At 70.8% G+C, this 15434-nt stretch carries 12 protein-coding genes; 5 read left to right on the forward strand and 7 right to left on the reverse strand.

Translation table 11 applies throughout. The annotated features are described in order from the left end of the window. Positions 1 to 163: 163 nt before the first annotated feature. Together ABNF97_RS18605 and sodN are read right to left on the reverse strand one after the other, a co-directional pair. Positions 164 to 571, reverse strand: coding sequence for an ATP-binding protein (locus ABNF97_RS18605; RefSeq protein WP_130464818.1), 408 nt, complete (start codon positions 569 to 571; stop codon positions 164 to 166). 130 nt (positions 572 to 701) lie between these two features. After that, on the reverse strand, positions 702 to 1109 hold the full coding sequence (gene sodN / locus ABNF97_RS18610; protein ID WP_130464817.1) for a superoxide dismutase, Ni: 408 nt from the start codon (positions 1107 to 1109) through the stop codon (positions 702 to 704). A gap of 83 nt (positions 1110 to 1192) precedes the next feature. On the opposite strand from sodN, the gene ABNF97_RS18615 reads away from it, so the two are divergent. From ABNF97_RS18615 to ABNF97_RS18630, 4 genes are all read left to right on the forward strand, one after another. Beyond that, positions 1193 to 1555 (forward strand): S24/S26 family peptidase, encoded by a 363-nt coding sequence (locus ABNF97_RS18615; RefSeq protein WP_486484826.1) that lies wholly within the window; start codon positions 1193 to 1195, stop codon positions 1553 to 1555. A 240-nt stretch (positions 1556 to 1795) separates the two neighbouring features. Then, positions 1796 to 3019, forward strand: coding sequence for a malic enzyme-like NAD(P)-binding protein (locus ABNF97_RS18620; RefSeq protein WP_130464816.1), 1224 nt, complete (start codon positions 1796 to 1798; stop codon positions 3017 to 3019). A gap of 91 nt (positions 3020 to 3110) precedes the next feature. Then, positions 3111 to 4073: a zinc-binding dehydrogenase gene (locus ABNF97_RS18625; protein ID WP_207230636.1), complete on the forward strand. Its 963-nt coding sequence runs from the start codon at positions 3111 to 3113 to the stop codon at positions 4071 to 4073. A 197-nt stretch (positions 4074 to 4270) separates the two neighbouring features. Beyond that, positions 4271 to 5737: a right-handed parallel beta-helix repeat-containing protein gene (locus tag ABNF97_RS18630; protein ID WP_349339246.1), complete on the forward strand. Its 1467-nt coding sequence runs from the start codon at positions 4271 to 4273 to the stop codon at positions 5735 to 5737. 113 nt (positions 5738 to 5850) lie between these two features. On the opposite strand, the gene ABNF97_RS18635 is transcribed toward ABNF97_RS18630, so the two are convergent. The 3 genes from ABNF97_RS18635 to ABNF97_RS18645 form a co-directional block, all read right to left on the reverse strand. Beyond that, the gene (locus ABNF97_RS18635; protein WP_349339247.1) at positions 5851 to 6864 is read right to left on the reverse strand and encodes an alpha/beta hydrolase family protein; all 1014 of its coding nucleotides are present in this window, start codon (positions 6862 to 6864) and stop codon (positions 5851 to 5853) included. 180 nt (positions 6865 to 7044) lie between these two features. Continuing rightward, entirely contained in the window at positions 7045 to 8031 is a 987-nt protein-coding gene (locus ABNF97_RS18640; RefSeq protein WP_349339248.1) for an alpha/beta hydrolase family protein, read from the reverse strand. Positions 8032 to 8161: 130 nt separating this feature from the next. Then, positions 8162 to 10420 carry an MMPL family transporter gene (locus ABNF97_RS18645; RefSeq protein WP_349339249.1) on the reverse strand — a complete coding sequence of 753 codons (2259 nt, stop codon included), beginning with the start codon at positions 10418 to 10420 and terminating at the stop codon, positions 8162 to 8164. 125 nt (positions 10421 to 10545) lie between these two features. Between ABNF97_RS18645 and ABNF97_RS18650 the strand changes: the two genes are divergently transcribed. Beyond that, positions 10546 to 10716, forward strand: a complete 171-nt coding sequence (locus ABNF97_RS18650) for a hypothetical protein (protein ID WP_165436863.1) — start codon at positions 10546 to 10548, stop codon at positions 10714 to 10716. A 485-nt stretch (positions 10717 to 11201) separates the two neighbouring features. Here ABNF97_RS18650 and ABNF97_RS18655 read toward each other — a convergent pair whose 3' ends face one another. After that, the gene (locus ABNF97_RS18655) at positions 11202 to 11423 is read right to left on the reverse strand and encodes a DUF6104 family protein (RefSeq protein WP_207230635.1); all 222 of its coding nucleotides are present in this window, start codon (positions 11421 to 11423) and stop codon (positions 11202 to 11204) included. Positions 11424 to 11462: 39 nt separating this feature from the next. After that, positions 11463 to 15323: a multifunctional oxoglutarate decarboxylase/oxoglutarate dehydrogenase thiamine pyrophosphate-binding subunit/dihydrolipoyllysine-residue succinyltransferase subunit gene (locus ABNF97_RS18660; protein WP_349339250.1), complete on the reverse strand. Its 3861-nt coding sequence runs from the start codon at positions 15321 to 15323 to the stop codon at positions 11463 to 11465. Positions 15324 to 15434: the final 111 nt, after the last annotated feature.

Raw genomic sequence — 15434 nt, forward strand, 5'->3', positions numbered from 1 at the left:
CCGGACCGGCCGGCCGGCACCCGCGAGCGATGCGCCGACGCGCCGATGCCCGTCACTGCGCGGGCGATGCGCCGATGCCCGTCAGGTGGTCGGCGGTGGGACAGGTGGTCGGCGGAGGTCGGCGGTGGATCAGGTGGTCCGCGGAGGGGTGGCGCCCCGGGGCTCAGACCGCGGCGGCGCGGCGGGTCAACAGCGTGATGGTGGCCCGGTCGCCGGTCACGGTCGCCGTGGCCGAGGTGGTTAGCGCGGTCAGCACCTTCCAGGCGAAGGACGACTCCGCTGGCAGCCGCGCCCCGCGGGCGGTGGGCACCGCGACCTCGACGGTGAGCGCGTCCTCGGTGACCGAGAACCGACAGTCCAGCTCCGCGTCGCGGGTCGTGACGGCCAGCAGCATGGCGCAGGCCTCGTCGACGGCGATGCGCAGATCCTCGATCTCGTCGAGGGCGAAGTGCAGGCGGGCGGCAAGGCCCGCGGTCGCGGTCCGCAGTACGCCGAGGAAGCCACCGTCGGCGGGCACGGTGAGCAGTACGACGTCGTCGCCGGTCGTCGGCGGTGTGCTCAGCGAAGTCACCAGGCCAGTCCCCCCGTCTCGGACTCTACCGGGCCGTCGCGTCGACGTACGTGCCGGCCGGATTGACTGGTCCGGCCGGCACCTCGTCGACGACGTCCCGCCGGACCGGGGGCCGGCGGGCCGGCGGAACTCACGCCTGCTTGGTCTCCCAGAAGATCTTCGCGATCTCGTCGATCTTCTGCAGCAGCTCGTCGGCCTTGGACGCGTCGGTCGTGGCCTTGGTGCCCCCGCCGCCCCCGGCCAGCTTGGTGGCCTCGTTGAACAGCTGGTGCAGTTGCGGGTACTTCTCGAAGTGCGGGGGCTTGAAGTAGTCGGTCCAGAGCACCCACAGGTGGTGCTTGACCAGCTCGGAACGCTGCTCCTTGATGATCAGGGCCCGGGTACGGAACTCGGGGTCGGTGTTCGCCGCGTACTTCTCGTCGATTGCCTTGATCGACTCGGCCTCGATCCGGGCCTGCGCCGGGTCGTAGACACCGCAGGGAAGGTCGCAGTGCGCACTGGCGACAGTGCGTGGTGTAAGGATGCGTGGAAGGCGCATGGGATCCTCCAAGGCACGTCTGTGATGATCCAGGATGACAGTACTCCTGCGGTATGTCCCCGAAGGGTCGGAGGTGAAACTCGGTGCCCACCGGCCCCTCCATTCCCGGTGCGGCGGCTGGCGGCCGATCCGGTGCTCGGCTCTTCGCGGTACTCGTGGTCGGGCCGTCGATGGTGCCGACCCTGCGGCACGGCGACGCGTTGCTGGTCCGGCGCGGCGGCCGGGCGGTCCGCACCGGTGACCTGGTGGTCGGCGTCTTCCGTACCCGGCCGGACCTGTTGGTGGTCAAACGCGCGGTACGCCCCCGCGACGGCGGCTGGGAGTTGCGCGGCGACAACGCGCTGGTGACCGACGACTCCCGGGCGTACGGCGTGGCCGACGTCCTCGGCCGGGTGGTGGCCCGCTACTGGCCCCGCCCGAGGTGGTTCCGCTACCGGTCGGTATGACCCTGCCGGGCAACCGCGTTCCCTGGCGCCACTATGCTCTGTAGTTCATACCCGGGTGACCCCCGCACCGCTGCCGGCGCTCGCCGATCTCGCGTCCAACCGGCCGCCTCTCGAATGAACCTTTTTCAACCTGAACCGCGCGGCGCTCACACACCGCGTCCGACCTTGCGCTCCGACGGACCGCAAGGGGAGGTTGAAAAAGGTTCAATGGAATGCATCGTCGCGATCCTTGGAGTCACCATGTCATCCGCCGCCGTGGACCCGTCCGATCCCGCCTTCGAACTGCACCGGGGCGGCAAGCTGGCGGTCGCCTCGACCGTCTCGCTGGCCACGCGGGAGGACCTCTCCCTCGCGTACACCCCGGGGGTGGCCCGGGTCTGCGAGGCGATCGCCGCCGACCCCGCCCTGGCGGACGACTACACCTGGGTCTCGCACACCGTCGCGGTGGTCACCGACGGGTCGGCCGTGCTGGGGCTGGGCAACATCGGCCCGCGCGCGGCGATGCCGGTGATGGAGGGCAAGGCGGTGCTCTTCAAGCAGTTCGGTGGGGTGGACGCCGTGCCGGTCTGCCTGGACACCCAGGACGTCGACGAGATCGTCGCGGTGGTGACCGCGCTGGCTCCGTCGTTCGGCGGCATCAACCTGGAGGACATCAGTGCCCCCCGGTGCTTCGAGATCGAGCGCCGGCTGGACGAGGCGCTGCCGATCCCCGTCTTCCACGACGACCAGCACGGCACCGCCGTCGTGGTGCTCGCCGCGCTGCGCAACGCCGCGACGCTGCTGAACCGCAAGCTCGGCGACCTCCGGGTGGTGGTCAGCGGTGCCGGTGCGGCCGGCGTCGCGGTGACCAGGATGCTGACGGTCGGCGGGGTGAACCCGGCCGAGATGGTGGTCTGCGACTCCCGGGGCGTTCTGCACGCGGGCCGACCGGACCTGACCCCGGCAAAGGCCGAGCTGGCCGAGCTGACCAACGCCGCCGGCCGGGTCGGCGGGATCACCGAGGCGCTCCGCGACGCGGACGTGCTGATCGGGGTCTCCGGTGGGCAGATTCCCGAGGACGCGGTGGCCGGGATGGCGCCCGGCGGTGCCGTCTTCGCGCTGGCCAACCCGACGCCCGAGGTGCATCCCGAGGTGGCCGCCCGATACGCGGCGGTGGTGGCGACCGGCCGCAGCGACTACCCGAACCAGATCAACAACGTGCTCGCCTTCCCGGGCATCTTCCGGGGCGCGCTGGCGGCCCGGGCGACCAGGGTCACCGAGGGCATGAAGGTGGCGGCAGCGGATGCGATCGCGGCGGTCGCGGTCGAGGCGGCGTGGTCGGAGGGGGAACCGCGGAGCGGCTCCGAGCCGGGGCAGCTGCGGGTCGACGCCATCGTGCCGTCGCCGCTCGACCCCCGGGTCGCGCCGGCGGTCGCCGAGGCGGTCGCCGAGGCGGCCCGCCGCGACGGCGTCGCCCACGCCTGACGGTCGGGCCGCGTTCGGATGGTCGGGCCGCGTTCGGACGGCGGAGGCGCACGTCTGACGGGTGGGGCGGCCGTTCTCGGTCGGGTGTAACGTGTCGATCATGCGTGCCGTCTACGCCTCGATGTTCGACGCCGACGATCCGCTCGCCGCGTTGGTCGTGGGGGATCGTCCCGAGCCGGCCCATCCGGAGCCGGAGTGGGTGACGGTGGAGCTGAGGGCGAGCTCGCTCAATCACCACGACATCTGGTCGCTACGCGGGGTCGGGCTGGCGGCCGACCGGCTGCCGATGATCCTCGGTTGCGATGCCGCGGGCGTCGACCCGGACGGCAACGAGGTCGTGGTGTACCCGGTGATCCCGGATCCGGCCGATCCCCGTGGGCTGTCGCTGCTCTCCGAACGGCATCCTGGAACGCTCGCCGAGCGGGTCGCGGTGCCCCGCGCCAACCTGGTGCCCAAGCCGTCCGGGCTCTCCTTCGCCGACGCAGCCTGCCTGCCGACGGCCTGGCTCACCGCGTACCGGATGCTCACCACCCGGGGACGGGTGGAGGCCGGGGAGTCGGTGCTGGTGCAGGGGGCCGGCGGCGGCGTGGCGACCGCCGCCGTGATGCTCGCGGTGGCGCTCGGCAAGCGGGTGTACGCGACCAGCCGGCACCCGGGCAAGCGGGAGCGGATCGCCGCGCTGGGCGCGACCGCGTTGGAGCCGGGAGCCCGGCTGCCGGAGCGGGTGGACGTGGTGATCGAGACGGTCGGCGCCGCTACCTTCGACCACTCGATGAAGTCGGCCGCCCCAGGCGCCCGGATCGTCGTATCCGGTGCGACCGCCGGGTACGAGCCGGCGGTCAACCTCCGCCGGGTCTTCGCGATGCAGTTGGAGATCCTCGGCTCGACCATGGGTACGCCGGCCGAGTTGGCCGATCTGCTCGGTCTGCTGGTACGACGGGGGATCCGGCCGGTGATCGACAGCACCTATCCCCTTTCGGAGGCCCGTACGGCCTTCGCCCGTCTGCTCTCCGGAGACGTGTTCGGCAAGGTGGTGCTGGACCACGCCGCGTAGGCGAGGCACTCCTCCCGGCCGGCCCTGACCTGCCGTTCCCGGGCCGAGCTGGCGTGATCACGGTCCGAACACGCGCGGTGACGCGATTTGAAAATCCGGACGTTTCGCCCCTAATCAAAAGGGACGGCCGGGCAGGATAAGTACCGCGCAATGCACCGGAAAGTCGGACTAAAGCCCGACTTCAGGAAAAATAAAGGTTGGATTCCCGTCCATTCCTTCGTGTCTCCGTCGCCTTGGGGCCGGCGGGTACAGTCGTCCCGTTCCGCCCCTCTGATCGTGGACGCTATGTACGGCGAAGGAGTCGGATCTTGATGAGTTTCTCTGTGGCGGGCAAGCACAATCGACAAAGACCGCCATCCCGGCGTGATCTCGGGCGCGCCTGGCGTACGCCCCGATCCCTGCTGGTGGGCTCGGCGACGCTGGGGATCATTCTCGCCGGGATCGGCGTCGCCGTCGCGAGCAGTGGCGACGGGTCGATGACCATTACCCGGAACGGGACTGTGCTGGACGGCCGCAAGATCGATGGTTACGTGCACATCAAGGCGGACGACGTAACGATCAGAAACAGCACGATCAAGTACGGTGGGGCGCACGCCGTACGGATTTTCGAGGGCTTCTCCGGGGCGCTGGTCGAGAACACCAGGATTCAGTGCACCCGACCCGAGACGAATGGTCTCGTCTTCGGCAACTATACGGCCCGCAAGGTGCGCGTGTCCGGCTGCAAGAACGGTTTCATGCACTCGCCGGAGGCGCCCGCGACGATCGTCATGTCCACCTGGAACGGGAAGCCGGTGGCCGCCGGTGACCTGCCCTCGGAGAACCGGTCGGAGCCGACCTCCGAGCCCACGACCCCGGCGCCCGAGGACTCCCCGGAGGGGACGGATGCGGCCGCCGCGACCGTGACCAGGACGGAAGCCAGTCGGGCTCCCGCCGCCCTCCCCGGCCCCGACAACACCGGCGTGCCGGCCGGCACCACCCTCCGGGCCTCGGGTTCGATCAAGGTCACCCAGGATGGCCAGGTGCTCAGCGGGCTGAACATCACCGGCTGCGTGACCGTCACCGCCAAGAACGTCGTACTTCGCAAATCCCGTATCACCTGCGACGGGATCTACTCGATTCGCACGATCAACGCCGTGAACCTGGTGGTGGAGGACGTCGAGATCAACGGCATGGGAAAGAACTCCGCGGCGGTCTGCTGTGGTGAATACACCCTGCGCCGGGTCGACATCAGCAACGTCATAGACGGGCCCCGACTCGGCAGTGAGGTGGTCGTGGAGGATTCCTGGATCCACCACCTGACCCGGGGACCGGGATCGCACAACGACACGCTCCAGACCACCGGCGCCTCGAATATCGTGATCCGGCGCAACACGCTGGAGGCGTACAACCCGGTGACCAGGGATCCGTTCAACGCCTGTCTCATGATCGGGTCGACCACCGGGCCGATCGTCTCGAATCTGGTCTTCGAGGGAAACTACTGCAACGGCGGAAACTATTCCATCGGCGTGCGCGCCGACCTCAATGCCGCCAACATCAGACTGACCGGCAATGTCTTTGGGCGAAACCACAGATATGGCGTGATAGCCCGACCTGACCAGCGTGGTATCAGCTGGGACCGGGCGACCAACCTCTACGCGGACAACCGGAGACCGGTGGTGGGTTGACCATCCCTCACGGGCGCGGCCGGTCGGGCCAGGACCGGCCGCGCCCGGCCGTCCGGGGTCCGGGAGGCCGGCACGTCGGGCGGGTGTTATCGGAGTTGACGGGCGTCCTTCAGTCAGAGTTGGTTGTCGAGCGAGGCCAGCCCGCCCCGGGTCGCCTGGGCCGGCAGCCGCCGCAGCGCCCGGTCGTCGCCGTACAGGGTCCAGCGGAGGAACTCGACGGTCGTGTCGGTGATCAGGTCGAGCGCCCGCTCGCCGCTGCCGAGCAGCCCACCGACATGATCCCCGTCCGGCAGCGTCAGCATCGCCTTGGGCCAGGGGACCCGGTCGTATGCCGCCTTGCCGGCCCGGTACGACACCACGTCGTCGCGCTGCCCGTGCACGAAGAGCTGCGGCGCGGCCGCACCGCTGAACTCGGTGCCGACGCCGAGAGCGGTGCCGGCGAGCACGATTCCGGCGTCGAGCCGGGCGTCCCGCCCAGCCGTGAAGAGCCCGATGGTGGTGACGCCGCCCGCCGAGTGCCCGGCCGCGGCCACCCGGTCGACGGCGATGCGGCCGCGCAGCGGATCGCCGGCCACGCCGTCCAGCGCCAGCACCCGGGTCAGCACGTACGACGCGTCGGCCGGCTGGTTGATCACGTCGAGCACCTGCACGTCAGACGCGCCCCGACTGGTGTGCGGATAGGTCGGCGCCACCACCACGAAGCCCACCGCCGCCCAGCGCACCAGCAGCGCCCGGTAGTCCGCCGGCCGGCCGGTCAGGCCGTGGCTGAACACCACCACCGGAAAGCGTCCGTCGGCGACCTCGGCTCCCCGGTCCACCCCGCCGCCCGGGCTCCCCTGCGCCGGATACCAGACGGTGACTGGCAGCCTGCGGTCGCCGCCACGGTTGTAGGTCAGCTCCCGCACGCCGACCGCGAATCGCCGGCTCGGTGCGACGCCGGCCGGGGGCTGGCCGGCCGGGGGCTGGCCGGCCGGGGTGGTGACGACCGGAGTCGGGCTCTCGGTCGGCGCGGGCCGGTCGGCGACCGAGCGACCGGATCCGGCGGAGCAGCCCGCCAGGATCGCGACCAGCGCCGCCGTCACCGTCGCGGCGAACATGGCACGGGCGGGAGGGGAACGTCGGGGCATGAGACAGATTCTGCCCCGCCCACCGGCCGGTCGGGCCAACCGATTCCCGGCCAGGCGTACCCGCCGGCCTCCCGGTCGGGAAGGCTCGATCGGGAAGGCTCGGTCGGAAGGTTCGGTCGGAAGGCTCGGTCGGGAAGGCTCAGCGGGCGTGCCTCGGTCGGGAGGCTCCACCGGAAAGGCTCAGCCGAGAGGTCTCAGCCGAGAGGTCTCGGTCGAGAGGTCTCGGTCGAGACGGTCGGCGAAGACGGTGACCTCGGAGCTGGCGCTGGTCGGGAGGTGGCGCCGGGCCTGGGTGTCGCCGTAGAGCGTCCAGCGCAGGAACTCCGTCGTCACGGCCAGGGTCTGGGCGAAGCCGCGCCGGCCCGGGACAAGATACTCGCCGTGACCCCCGCCGCGTACCGTGAGGAACGCCTTCGGCCACGGCACCCGGCGGAAGGCGTCCCGACCGCGGCTCACCGGCACCACCCGGTCGGCGTCGCCGTGCACGAAGAGCAGCGGCGCCGCCGGCCCGCCGAAGGCGGTCCCGGGCATGCCGGCGCCGCCGATCACGATTCCGCCACGCAGCCGCGCCGAATGCCCCGGCGCGAACAGGCCGGCGGTGGTGTAGCCGCCGGCCGAATGGCCGACCGCGCCGATCCGGGTCACCGCGAGACGCCCGGCGAACCGGTCACCGGAGGCCCGGTCCAGCCGGGTGAGGTACCGGATCACCCGCCGGGCGTCACCCGGCTGGCGGCGGATGTCCCCCCGGTCGAACCGGCGTGCCGCGCGCTTCGTGTGCGGGTAGGCCGGGGCGGCGACCACGAAACCGGCGGCGGCCCACCGGGTGGTCAGCGGGGCGTGCAGCTCGGGCAGGCTGTGCAGGCCGTGGCTGAACAACACGATCGGAAACCGGCCAGCCGCGACCGGGGCGTCCCGGCGGGGCGCGGCCGGCCCGGCACCGGAACTGCGCGGGCTGTCGTCCCGGGCCGGATACCAGACGGTGACCCGGAGCGGGCGGGCGGTGCCGCGACCGAGGTCGAACGTGCGCACGCCGACCGCGTACGTTCGGTCCGGGGCGAAACCGGGCGGTGCCGCGGGAGCCGGAGCGGCCACCACCCACCCGCTGGCAACGAGCGCGATCGGCAGCAGCAGGACGAAGAGCCCCGAGACCCTGAAGTGCACGCGCACAGCCTCGACGCTAAACGGCGGAACGCCGTACGAGGCCAACTTTCCGGTCCTCGTGCGGCGTCCACCCGGACGGTTCGTCCCACCGCCCGCCCCCGATCTGCCGTCGCGCGACGATCCGCGGCGCGTCGGCTCAGCGCGTCACCGGCCCCATCCCGACGGGCACGCCCTGCGGCAGCCCACCCGACGGGACCTCGTCGGGGGAGAGCCGGGGCAACCAGCCCAGCCACGGGGGCAGGTACCAGTTCCGCTCCCCGAGCAGCACCATCACCGAGGGCAGCAGTACCGCCCGGACGATGGTGGCGTCGATCAGCACCGCGACGGCCAGGCCGAAGCCGAGTTCCTTCATCGACACCAACGTCCCGGTGGTGAAGAGGGCGAAGACCGCGACCATCACCATGGCGGCGCTGGTGATCACCCCGGCGGTGCCCCGGATGCCCCGGGAGACCGCCAGCTTGCTCGGCCAGCCCCGGTCGTGCCCCTCCCGGATCCGGCTGAGCACGAAGACGTGGTAGTCCATGGACAAGCCGAACAGGATCACGAAGAGGAACAGCGGCACCCAGTTGGTGATCGCGCCGACCGACTCGAAGCCGAGCAGCGCCTCCCCCCAGCCGTGCTGGAAGACCAGCACCAGCAGCCCGTACGCGGCGGCCACCGAGAGCAGGTTGAGCACGATCGCGGTCACCGCCACCACCAGCGACCGGAACGACACCAGCATCAGCAGGAACGCCAGCCCCAAGACGAACCCGAACACCAGCGGCACGCTGCGGCCCATCGCCGCGTTGAAGTCGACCGAGTCGGCGGCCCGGCCGGTCACCAGTACCTCGGCTCCGTCCACGCCCTGCACGGTGCGTGGGACGACCTGTTCACGCAGGGTGCGTACCGCCGCTTCGGAGGCGGCGTCGACGCCGGAGCCGGCCAGCCCCACCCGGACCAGCGCGACCGTCCGGTCCGGGTTGACCTCGACGCTGACCGGCTCGTGTAGCACCCCGGTGGCCAGGGCCCGGGTCTTCAGTTCGTCGATCGCGGCGGTCAGCGCCGGGGTGGTCACGTCGTCCGCCTTGATCGCCACCACCGCCGGCTCGGCGCCGCCGGGGAAGGCGGCGTTGACCCGGAGGAAAGCGCTCAGTGCCGGCGCCGGGTTCTTCAGCACCGTGATGTTCTCCTCGGCGGTCCGCATCCCGAGCAGTGGCACGGCCAGGGCGAGCAGGGTGACGGCGGCAAGTACGGCGGAGATCCCGGGCCGGCGCAGCACCACGTTCATGGTGGTGCGCCAGAACCGGCCGCTCGACTGCCGGCGGTAGAGCCCGGGTACCCGGCCCAGGTCGACCCGGTCGCCGAGCTTGCTCAGCACCGCCGGCAGTACCGTGAGCGATCCGACGGCGGCGGTGGCGACCACCAGGATCGTCCCGGTGGCCAGGCTGATGAAGGTGGTGTCCTGGGTCAGGAACATTCCGGACATCGCAATGATCACGGTCAGTGCCGAGATCAGCACCGACCGTCCCGAGGTGGCGGCGGCGATCGCCAGCGCCTGCTCGGCACTGGCGCCCCGGGCCCGCTCGTCCCGCTCCCGCCGCAGGTAGAACAGGCAGTAGTCCACCCCGACCGCGAGCCCCATCAGCAGCATCAGGTGCATGGTGGTGTCGACCGCCGGTGCGAACCGGCTGGCCGCGGCGAGCAGCCCGAGCGAGGCCAGGAACGCGGTCAGGGCCAGCCCCATCGGCAGCACGGCGGCGAGCAGCGCCCCGAACGCCACCAGCAGGATGCCCAGGGTCACCGGGATGGAGAGCATCGACAGCCGGTGCATGTCGGCGTCCAGGGTCCGGCCGATCGCCTCGCCGATGCTGGCCCCACCGGTCTGCGCCACGTACAACCCGGGATGGTCGCGTTGCACGGCGGCGACCGCTTCGCGTACCGGCCCGACCCGGTCGGCGGCGCCGTCGGCCGGCCCGGTCAGGTCGAAGGTGACGAGTACGGCGTGCCGGTCGGCGGAGACCGCGTCCGACCGTACGTCGAGGACCTGGTTGGTGCCTTCGACGGCAGCGACCGTGTCGGCGACCGCGGCCCGGAAGGCGGGATCCTCCGCGACCAGACTGTCGCTTTCGATCAATACCATCTCGGCGGCCCGGTCGGGGAAGCCGGCGGCGGCGATGATCTCGTCCGCCCGGCGGGAGTCGCCGTGCCCGTACTCGCTGTCCTTCGCCTCGACCGTGCCGACGACGGCGCTGAGCGCGGTCGCCGCGATCACGAACAGCAGCCATGCGAGGACGGCGAAGCCCCGGTGCCGGGTGCTCCAGCCGGCGATTCTCGCGGCCAGGTTTCCCTTGCGGGAACTCGCCGGAGCTGCGGCGGTGCCGGTGGCCGGCGGTGGCAGAGTGGTCGACGTGGTCATGCCCTGACGCTATGAGCCGGACCGGTCGGGTTCGATCCGGCGAGCACCCAGGTCAGGGGTAGGGCGGCCACGCCGGGCGAGGTAGGGCAGGCCCGACCGTGCCCCGGTTCGCTATCGTGCTCCGCATGGCTGATCAGCACCCCGACCCGAGCGGCAACACCGAGGCGTTCCGGGCCTTCGCGCACTCTCCCGAATCGTCGGCCGCCGAGCCGCCGTCCAGGCTGCCGCTGATCGTCGGGATCGCGGTCGTGGTCGTCGTGCTGGCCGCGCTGGTCGGCTGGCTGGCGTTCGACTGAGCTGCCTGTTGGTCGGTTGGCTGGCGCTCAGCCGAACTGCCTGTTGGGGCTTTCAGGGAAAGAGTGCCTTGACCCGGCGCCGGAAGGCACTCTTTCCCTGAAGTAGCACGATCTCCAGGTGGGTCGTCGCTGTCCTGCTGAGAGGTCACCGGCGCGGCGAGTGCTCAGGCGCCGAGGTGTCCTCCGTCGCTCGCGCCGAACAGCGGCTCGGCGAGCCGGCGAGCGAGGTCGTCCGGCACGTGCCAGGTCTGGCGACGTCGCTCAACGTCTTCTCCGCTCGGGTTACTGGAATCCGCTCGGGTTACTGGAGGTAGCTCCTGGCGTCGGTCAAGACCCGACACCTCCCGTACGAGAATGAGAGTTCTCGAACCTCGACGATCCCGGTCACCCGAACCTCTCGCCCTGGTAGCGGTGAGGCCGGAAGCACATGGCGCGTGACGACAACGCCGACTCTCCGGTGCCTGACCTGAAACCAGGGTAGGCCGTCAGAGGTCGTCCTCGTCGTCGAGTCGGGCCAGCCAGGTGGCGAACCGGTCGACCGGCGTCTCGAACTCCGGGTGCAGGTCGACGAAGTCGCGCAGCCGCGCGCCGAGCCACTCCAGGGTGACCGTCTCGGTGCCCCGGCGATCGACGAGTTCCTCGATGCCTCGGTCGGTGAAGTACACGGCGTCCTCTCTCGACGGTGTTGCAAGGAAGGGCCCCTGCATATCGTTTTCTGCTGTAGCGGGGGCCCTTCCTTACCTACTTCAGGGGCGGGGCAGGGCCGCCTCGATCAGCGCGGCCTGCTCGACATCGTGCATCTTCGCCGAGCCGACCGCCGGGGCGGCCGCCGCCGGCCGGGAGATCCGGCGCAGGCGTACCCCCTCCAGGTGCTCCAGCAGGTTGAGCGCGACGAACGACCAGGCGCCCTGGTTGGCCGGCTCCTCCTGGACCCAGGCGAAGTCCTCGGCGTTCGGGTACTGCGCCAGCGCGGCCCGGACCTCCTCGACCGGCAGCGGGTAGAGCTGCTCCATCCGGACGATCGCGGTGTCGGTGATGCCCCGCTCGGTGCGGGCCTGGAGCAGGTCGTAGTAGACCTTGCCGGAGCAGAGCAGCACCCGCTTGACCGCCTCCGGCGTGATGCCCGAGCTGTCGGTCAGCACCGGCTGGAAGGTGCCGGTGGTGAAGTCCTGCACGCTGGAGACGCAGAGCTTGTGCCGGAGCAGGGACTTCGGGGTGAAGACCACCAGCGGCTTGCGCTTCGGTGAGAGCGCCTGCCGGCGCAGCAGGTGGAAGTAGTTCGCCGGGGTGCTCGGGATGGCGATCCGCATGTTGTCCTCGGCGCAGAGCTGGAGGAACCGCTCCGGCCGACCGGAGGTGTGGTCCGGGCCCTGGCCCTCGTGGCCGTGCGGCAGCAGCAGCGTCACCGCCGACTGCTGGGCCCACTTCACCTCGCCGGACGAGATGAACTCGTCGACCACCGTCTGCGCGCCGTTGGCGAAGTCGCCGAACTGCGCCTCCCAGAGCACCAGGGCCTCGGTGTTCTCCACGGAGTAGCCGTACTCGAAGCCCATCGCGGCGTACTCGCTGAGCAGGGAGTCGTGCACGAAGAACCGGGCCCGGTCCCCGGCCAGGGTGGCCAGCGGGGTGTGCTCGACTCCGGTCCGGGAGTCCACGATGACGGCGTGCCGCTGCACGAAGGTGCCCCGCCGGGAGTCCTGGCCGGCGAGCCGGACCGTGATCCCGTCCTGGACGAGGGTGCCGAACGCGATGATCTCGCCGAGACCCCAGTCGATGTTGCCGGACTCGGTCATCTTGGCCCGCCGCTCCAGCAGTTGCTGGATCCGCTTGTGCGGGGTGAAACCGTCGGGCAGCGAGGTGTGTGCCGTGCCGACCGCGCGCAGCGCGGGGACGGTGGTGGCGGTCTCCACCGGCGGCTCGGGCTCCGGCTGACGGCGGGGTCGGCTGGCCGGCCGGGCCGACGAGGCGGCGTCCCGGGTGGCCTTGAAGACCCGCTCCAGCTGGGCCTGGAAGTCGCGTAGCAGCTCCTCCGCGTCCTCCACGGTGATGTCACCGCGCCCGATCAGCTCCTCGGTGTAGAGCTTCCGGACCGACCGCTTCGAGTCGATGATCTTGTACATCAACGGGTTGGACATCGCCGGGTCGTCGCCCTCGTTGTGCCCGCGCCGCCGGTAGCAGACCATGTCGATCACGACGTCCTTGTTGAACGCCTGCCGGTACTCGAAGGCCAGCCGGGCCACCCGGACCACGGCCTCCGGGTCGTCGCCGTTCACGTGGAAGATCGGCGCCTGGATCATCCGGGCCACGTCGGTGCTGTAGAGGCTGGAGCGCGAGTATTCCGGGGCGGTGGTGAAGCCGACCTGGTTGTTCACCACCACGTGCACGGTGCCGCCGGTGCGGTAGCCGCGCAGCTGCGACAGGTTGAGCGTCTCGGCGACCACGCCCTGACCGGCGAAGGCCGCGTCGCCGTGCACCGCCACCGGCAGCACGGTGTAGCCCTCCAGCTTGAGGTCTATCCGGTCCTGCTTGGCCCGGACTATCCCCTCCATCACCGGGTCGACCGCCTCCAGATGGGACGGGTTGGCGGTCACCGACACCTTGATCGAGTGCGCGCCGTCCGGCGTGGTGAACTTGCCGGCCTGGCCCAGGTGGTACTTCACGTCGCCGGAGCCCTGCGTCGAGCGCGGGTCGAGGTGCCCCTCGAACTCCGAGAAAATCTTCTCGTACGGCTTGCCGACGATGTTGGCGAGCACGTTCAGCCGGCCCCGGTGGGCCATCCCGATCACGACCTCGTCGAGGTCGTTCTCGGCGGCCGACTCCAGCACCTCGCCGAGGAGCGGGATCAGCGACTCGCCGCCCTCCAGGGAGAAGCGCTTCTGGCCGACGTACTTGGTCTGCAGGAAGGTCTCGAACGCCTCGGCCGCGTTGAGCCGGTTCAGCACGTGCTTCTGCTCGTCCGGCGCCGGCTTGGTGTACTTGCGCTCTATCCGTTCCTGGATCCAGCGCCGCTCCTCCGGGTCCTGGATGTGCATGTACTCCACGCCGACCCGGCGGCAGTACGAGTCGCGGAGCACCCCGAGAACCTCGCGCAGCTTCATCTTCTGCTTGCCGGCGAAGCCGCCGACCGGGAAGGTGCGGTCCAGGTCCCACAGGGTCAGGCCGTGCTGGAGTACGTCGAGGTCCGGGTGCTTACGGATCTTGAACTCCAGCGGATCGGTGTCCGCCATCAGGTGTCCACGGACCCGGTAGGCGTGGATGATCTCGATCACCCGTGCGGTCTTGTCGATCTGCCCGTCGGAGTTGACCGCCACGTCCCGCATCCAGCGCACCGGCTCGTAGGGGATGCGCAGCGAGGTGAAGATCTCGTCGTAGAAGCCGTGCTCGCCGAGGATCAGCTCGTGGATGGTCTTCAGGAACTCGCCGGACTGCGCGCCCTGGATGATCCGGTGGTCGTAGGTGCTGGTCAGCGTGATGATCTTGCTGACCGCCAGCTCGGCGAGGGTCTCCTCGGACATCCCCTGGTACGGCGCCGGGTACTCCATCGCGCCGACCCCGATGATGGTGCCCTGGCCGACCATCAGCCTCGGCTGGGAGTGCACGGTGCCGATCCCGCCCGGGTTGGTCAGCGAGATCGTCGTGCCGCCGTAGTCCTCCATGGTCAGCTCGTTGCGGCGGGCCCGCCGGACGATGTCCTCGTACGCCTGCCAGAACTGCCGGAAGTCCATCCCCTCGCCGGCCTTGATCGACGGCACCACCAGGGTGCGCGAGCCGTCCGGCTTGGCCAGGTCGATCGCGATGCCCAGGTTGACGTGCTCCGGCGTGACCAGCGCCGGCCTGCCGTCGACCTCGGCGAAGGAGTTGTTCATCTCCGGGTGCTTGGCGAGCGCCTTGATCAGGGCGTACCCGATCAGGTGGGTGAAGCTGACCTTGCCGCCCCGGCCGCGCGCGAGGTGGTTGTTGATGACGATCCGGTTGTCCACCAGCAGCTTGGCCGGGATCGCGCGGACGCTGGTCGCGGTCGGCACCGCCAGCGAGGCGTCCATGTTCTGCACGATCCGGGCGGCGACGCCGCGCAGCGGGGTGCTCTGGGGGCCGGCGGGTCGGGTCGGGCCGCCCTTGCCGTCGGTGCTCGGCGCGGCCGGCTTGCCGGCGGCCTTCTGCGGGCTCGTGGCCGGCTTCGACGAGGTGCTCGGGGCTGGCTTCGACGCACTCGTGGCCGACTTCGATGGGCTCGGGGCCGGCTTCGCGGTGGCGGCCTTGCCGTCCGGCTTCGCGGCCTTGCCGTCCGGCGTCGTCGGGGTACCGCGCTTGGCCGGTGCCGGGGTGGCGGGCGCGGTCTCGGTCTTCGCGCCGGTGCGGGTGGGCGCGGCCGGCTTCTGGATGGTCGTGCCCCCCTTGGCGCCGCCGGTCACCCCGGCGTCACTGGTGCCACCACCGTCCGGGCCGGACGGCCCGGCCGTGGGTCGGTAGTCGGCGAAGAAGTCGTGCCAGGCTGAATCGACGCTGGCGGGGTCGGCGAGGTAGCGCTGGTACATCTCCTCGACGATCCACTCATTGGGACCGAACCCCGCCAGTGGATTTTCCTGCGAAGTCTGCTGGGTCGACACGGCCGGTAATCGCCTCTTTCACGCGGGTTGTGTGTCACGCGGTCGCCTGCCCGCCCGGTCCGGGGGGCTGGGTCGAAAGACGGGTCCAAGGCTACGCCGTGCGGTAACCGA

Origin of the sequence: Plantactinospora sp. B6F1, from assembly GCF_040120695.1 — a bacterium.
In the GTDB taxonomy this organism is placed as follows: domain Bacteria; phylum Actinomycetota; class Actinomycetes; order Mycobacteriales; family Micromonosporaceae; genus Plantactinospora.

Excerpts from the sequence above, each read along its gene's own strand:
- sodN (WP_130464817.1), bottom strand. The coding sequence starts at position 1,109 with ATGCGCCTTCCACGCATCCTTACACCACGCACTGTCGCCAGTGCGCAC.
- ABNF97_RS18620 (WP_130464816.1), top strand. The coding sequence starts at position 1,796 with ATGTCATCCGCCGCCGTGGACCCGTCCGATCCCGCCTTCGAACTGCAC.
- ABNF97_RS18635 (WP_349339247.1), bottom strand. The coding sequence starts at position 6,864 with ATGCCCCGACGTTCCCCTCCCGCCCGTGCCATGTTCGCCGCGACGGTG.
- ABNF97_RS18645 (WP_349339249.1), bottom strand. The coding sequence starts at position 10,420 with ATGACCACGTCGACCACTCTGCCACCGCCGGCCACCGGCACCGCCGCA.
- ABNF97_RS18650 (WP_165436863.1), top strand. The coding sequence starts at position 10,546 with ATGGCTGATCAGCACCCCGACCCGAGCGGCAACACCGAGGCGTTCCGG.
- ABNF97_RS18655 (WP_207230635.1), bottom strand. The coding sequence starts at position 11,423 with ATGCAGGGGCCCTTCCTTGCAACACCGTCGAGAGAGGACGCCGTGTAC.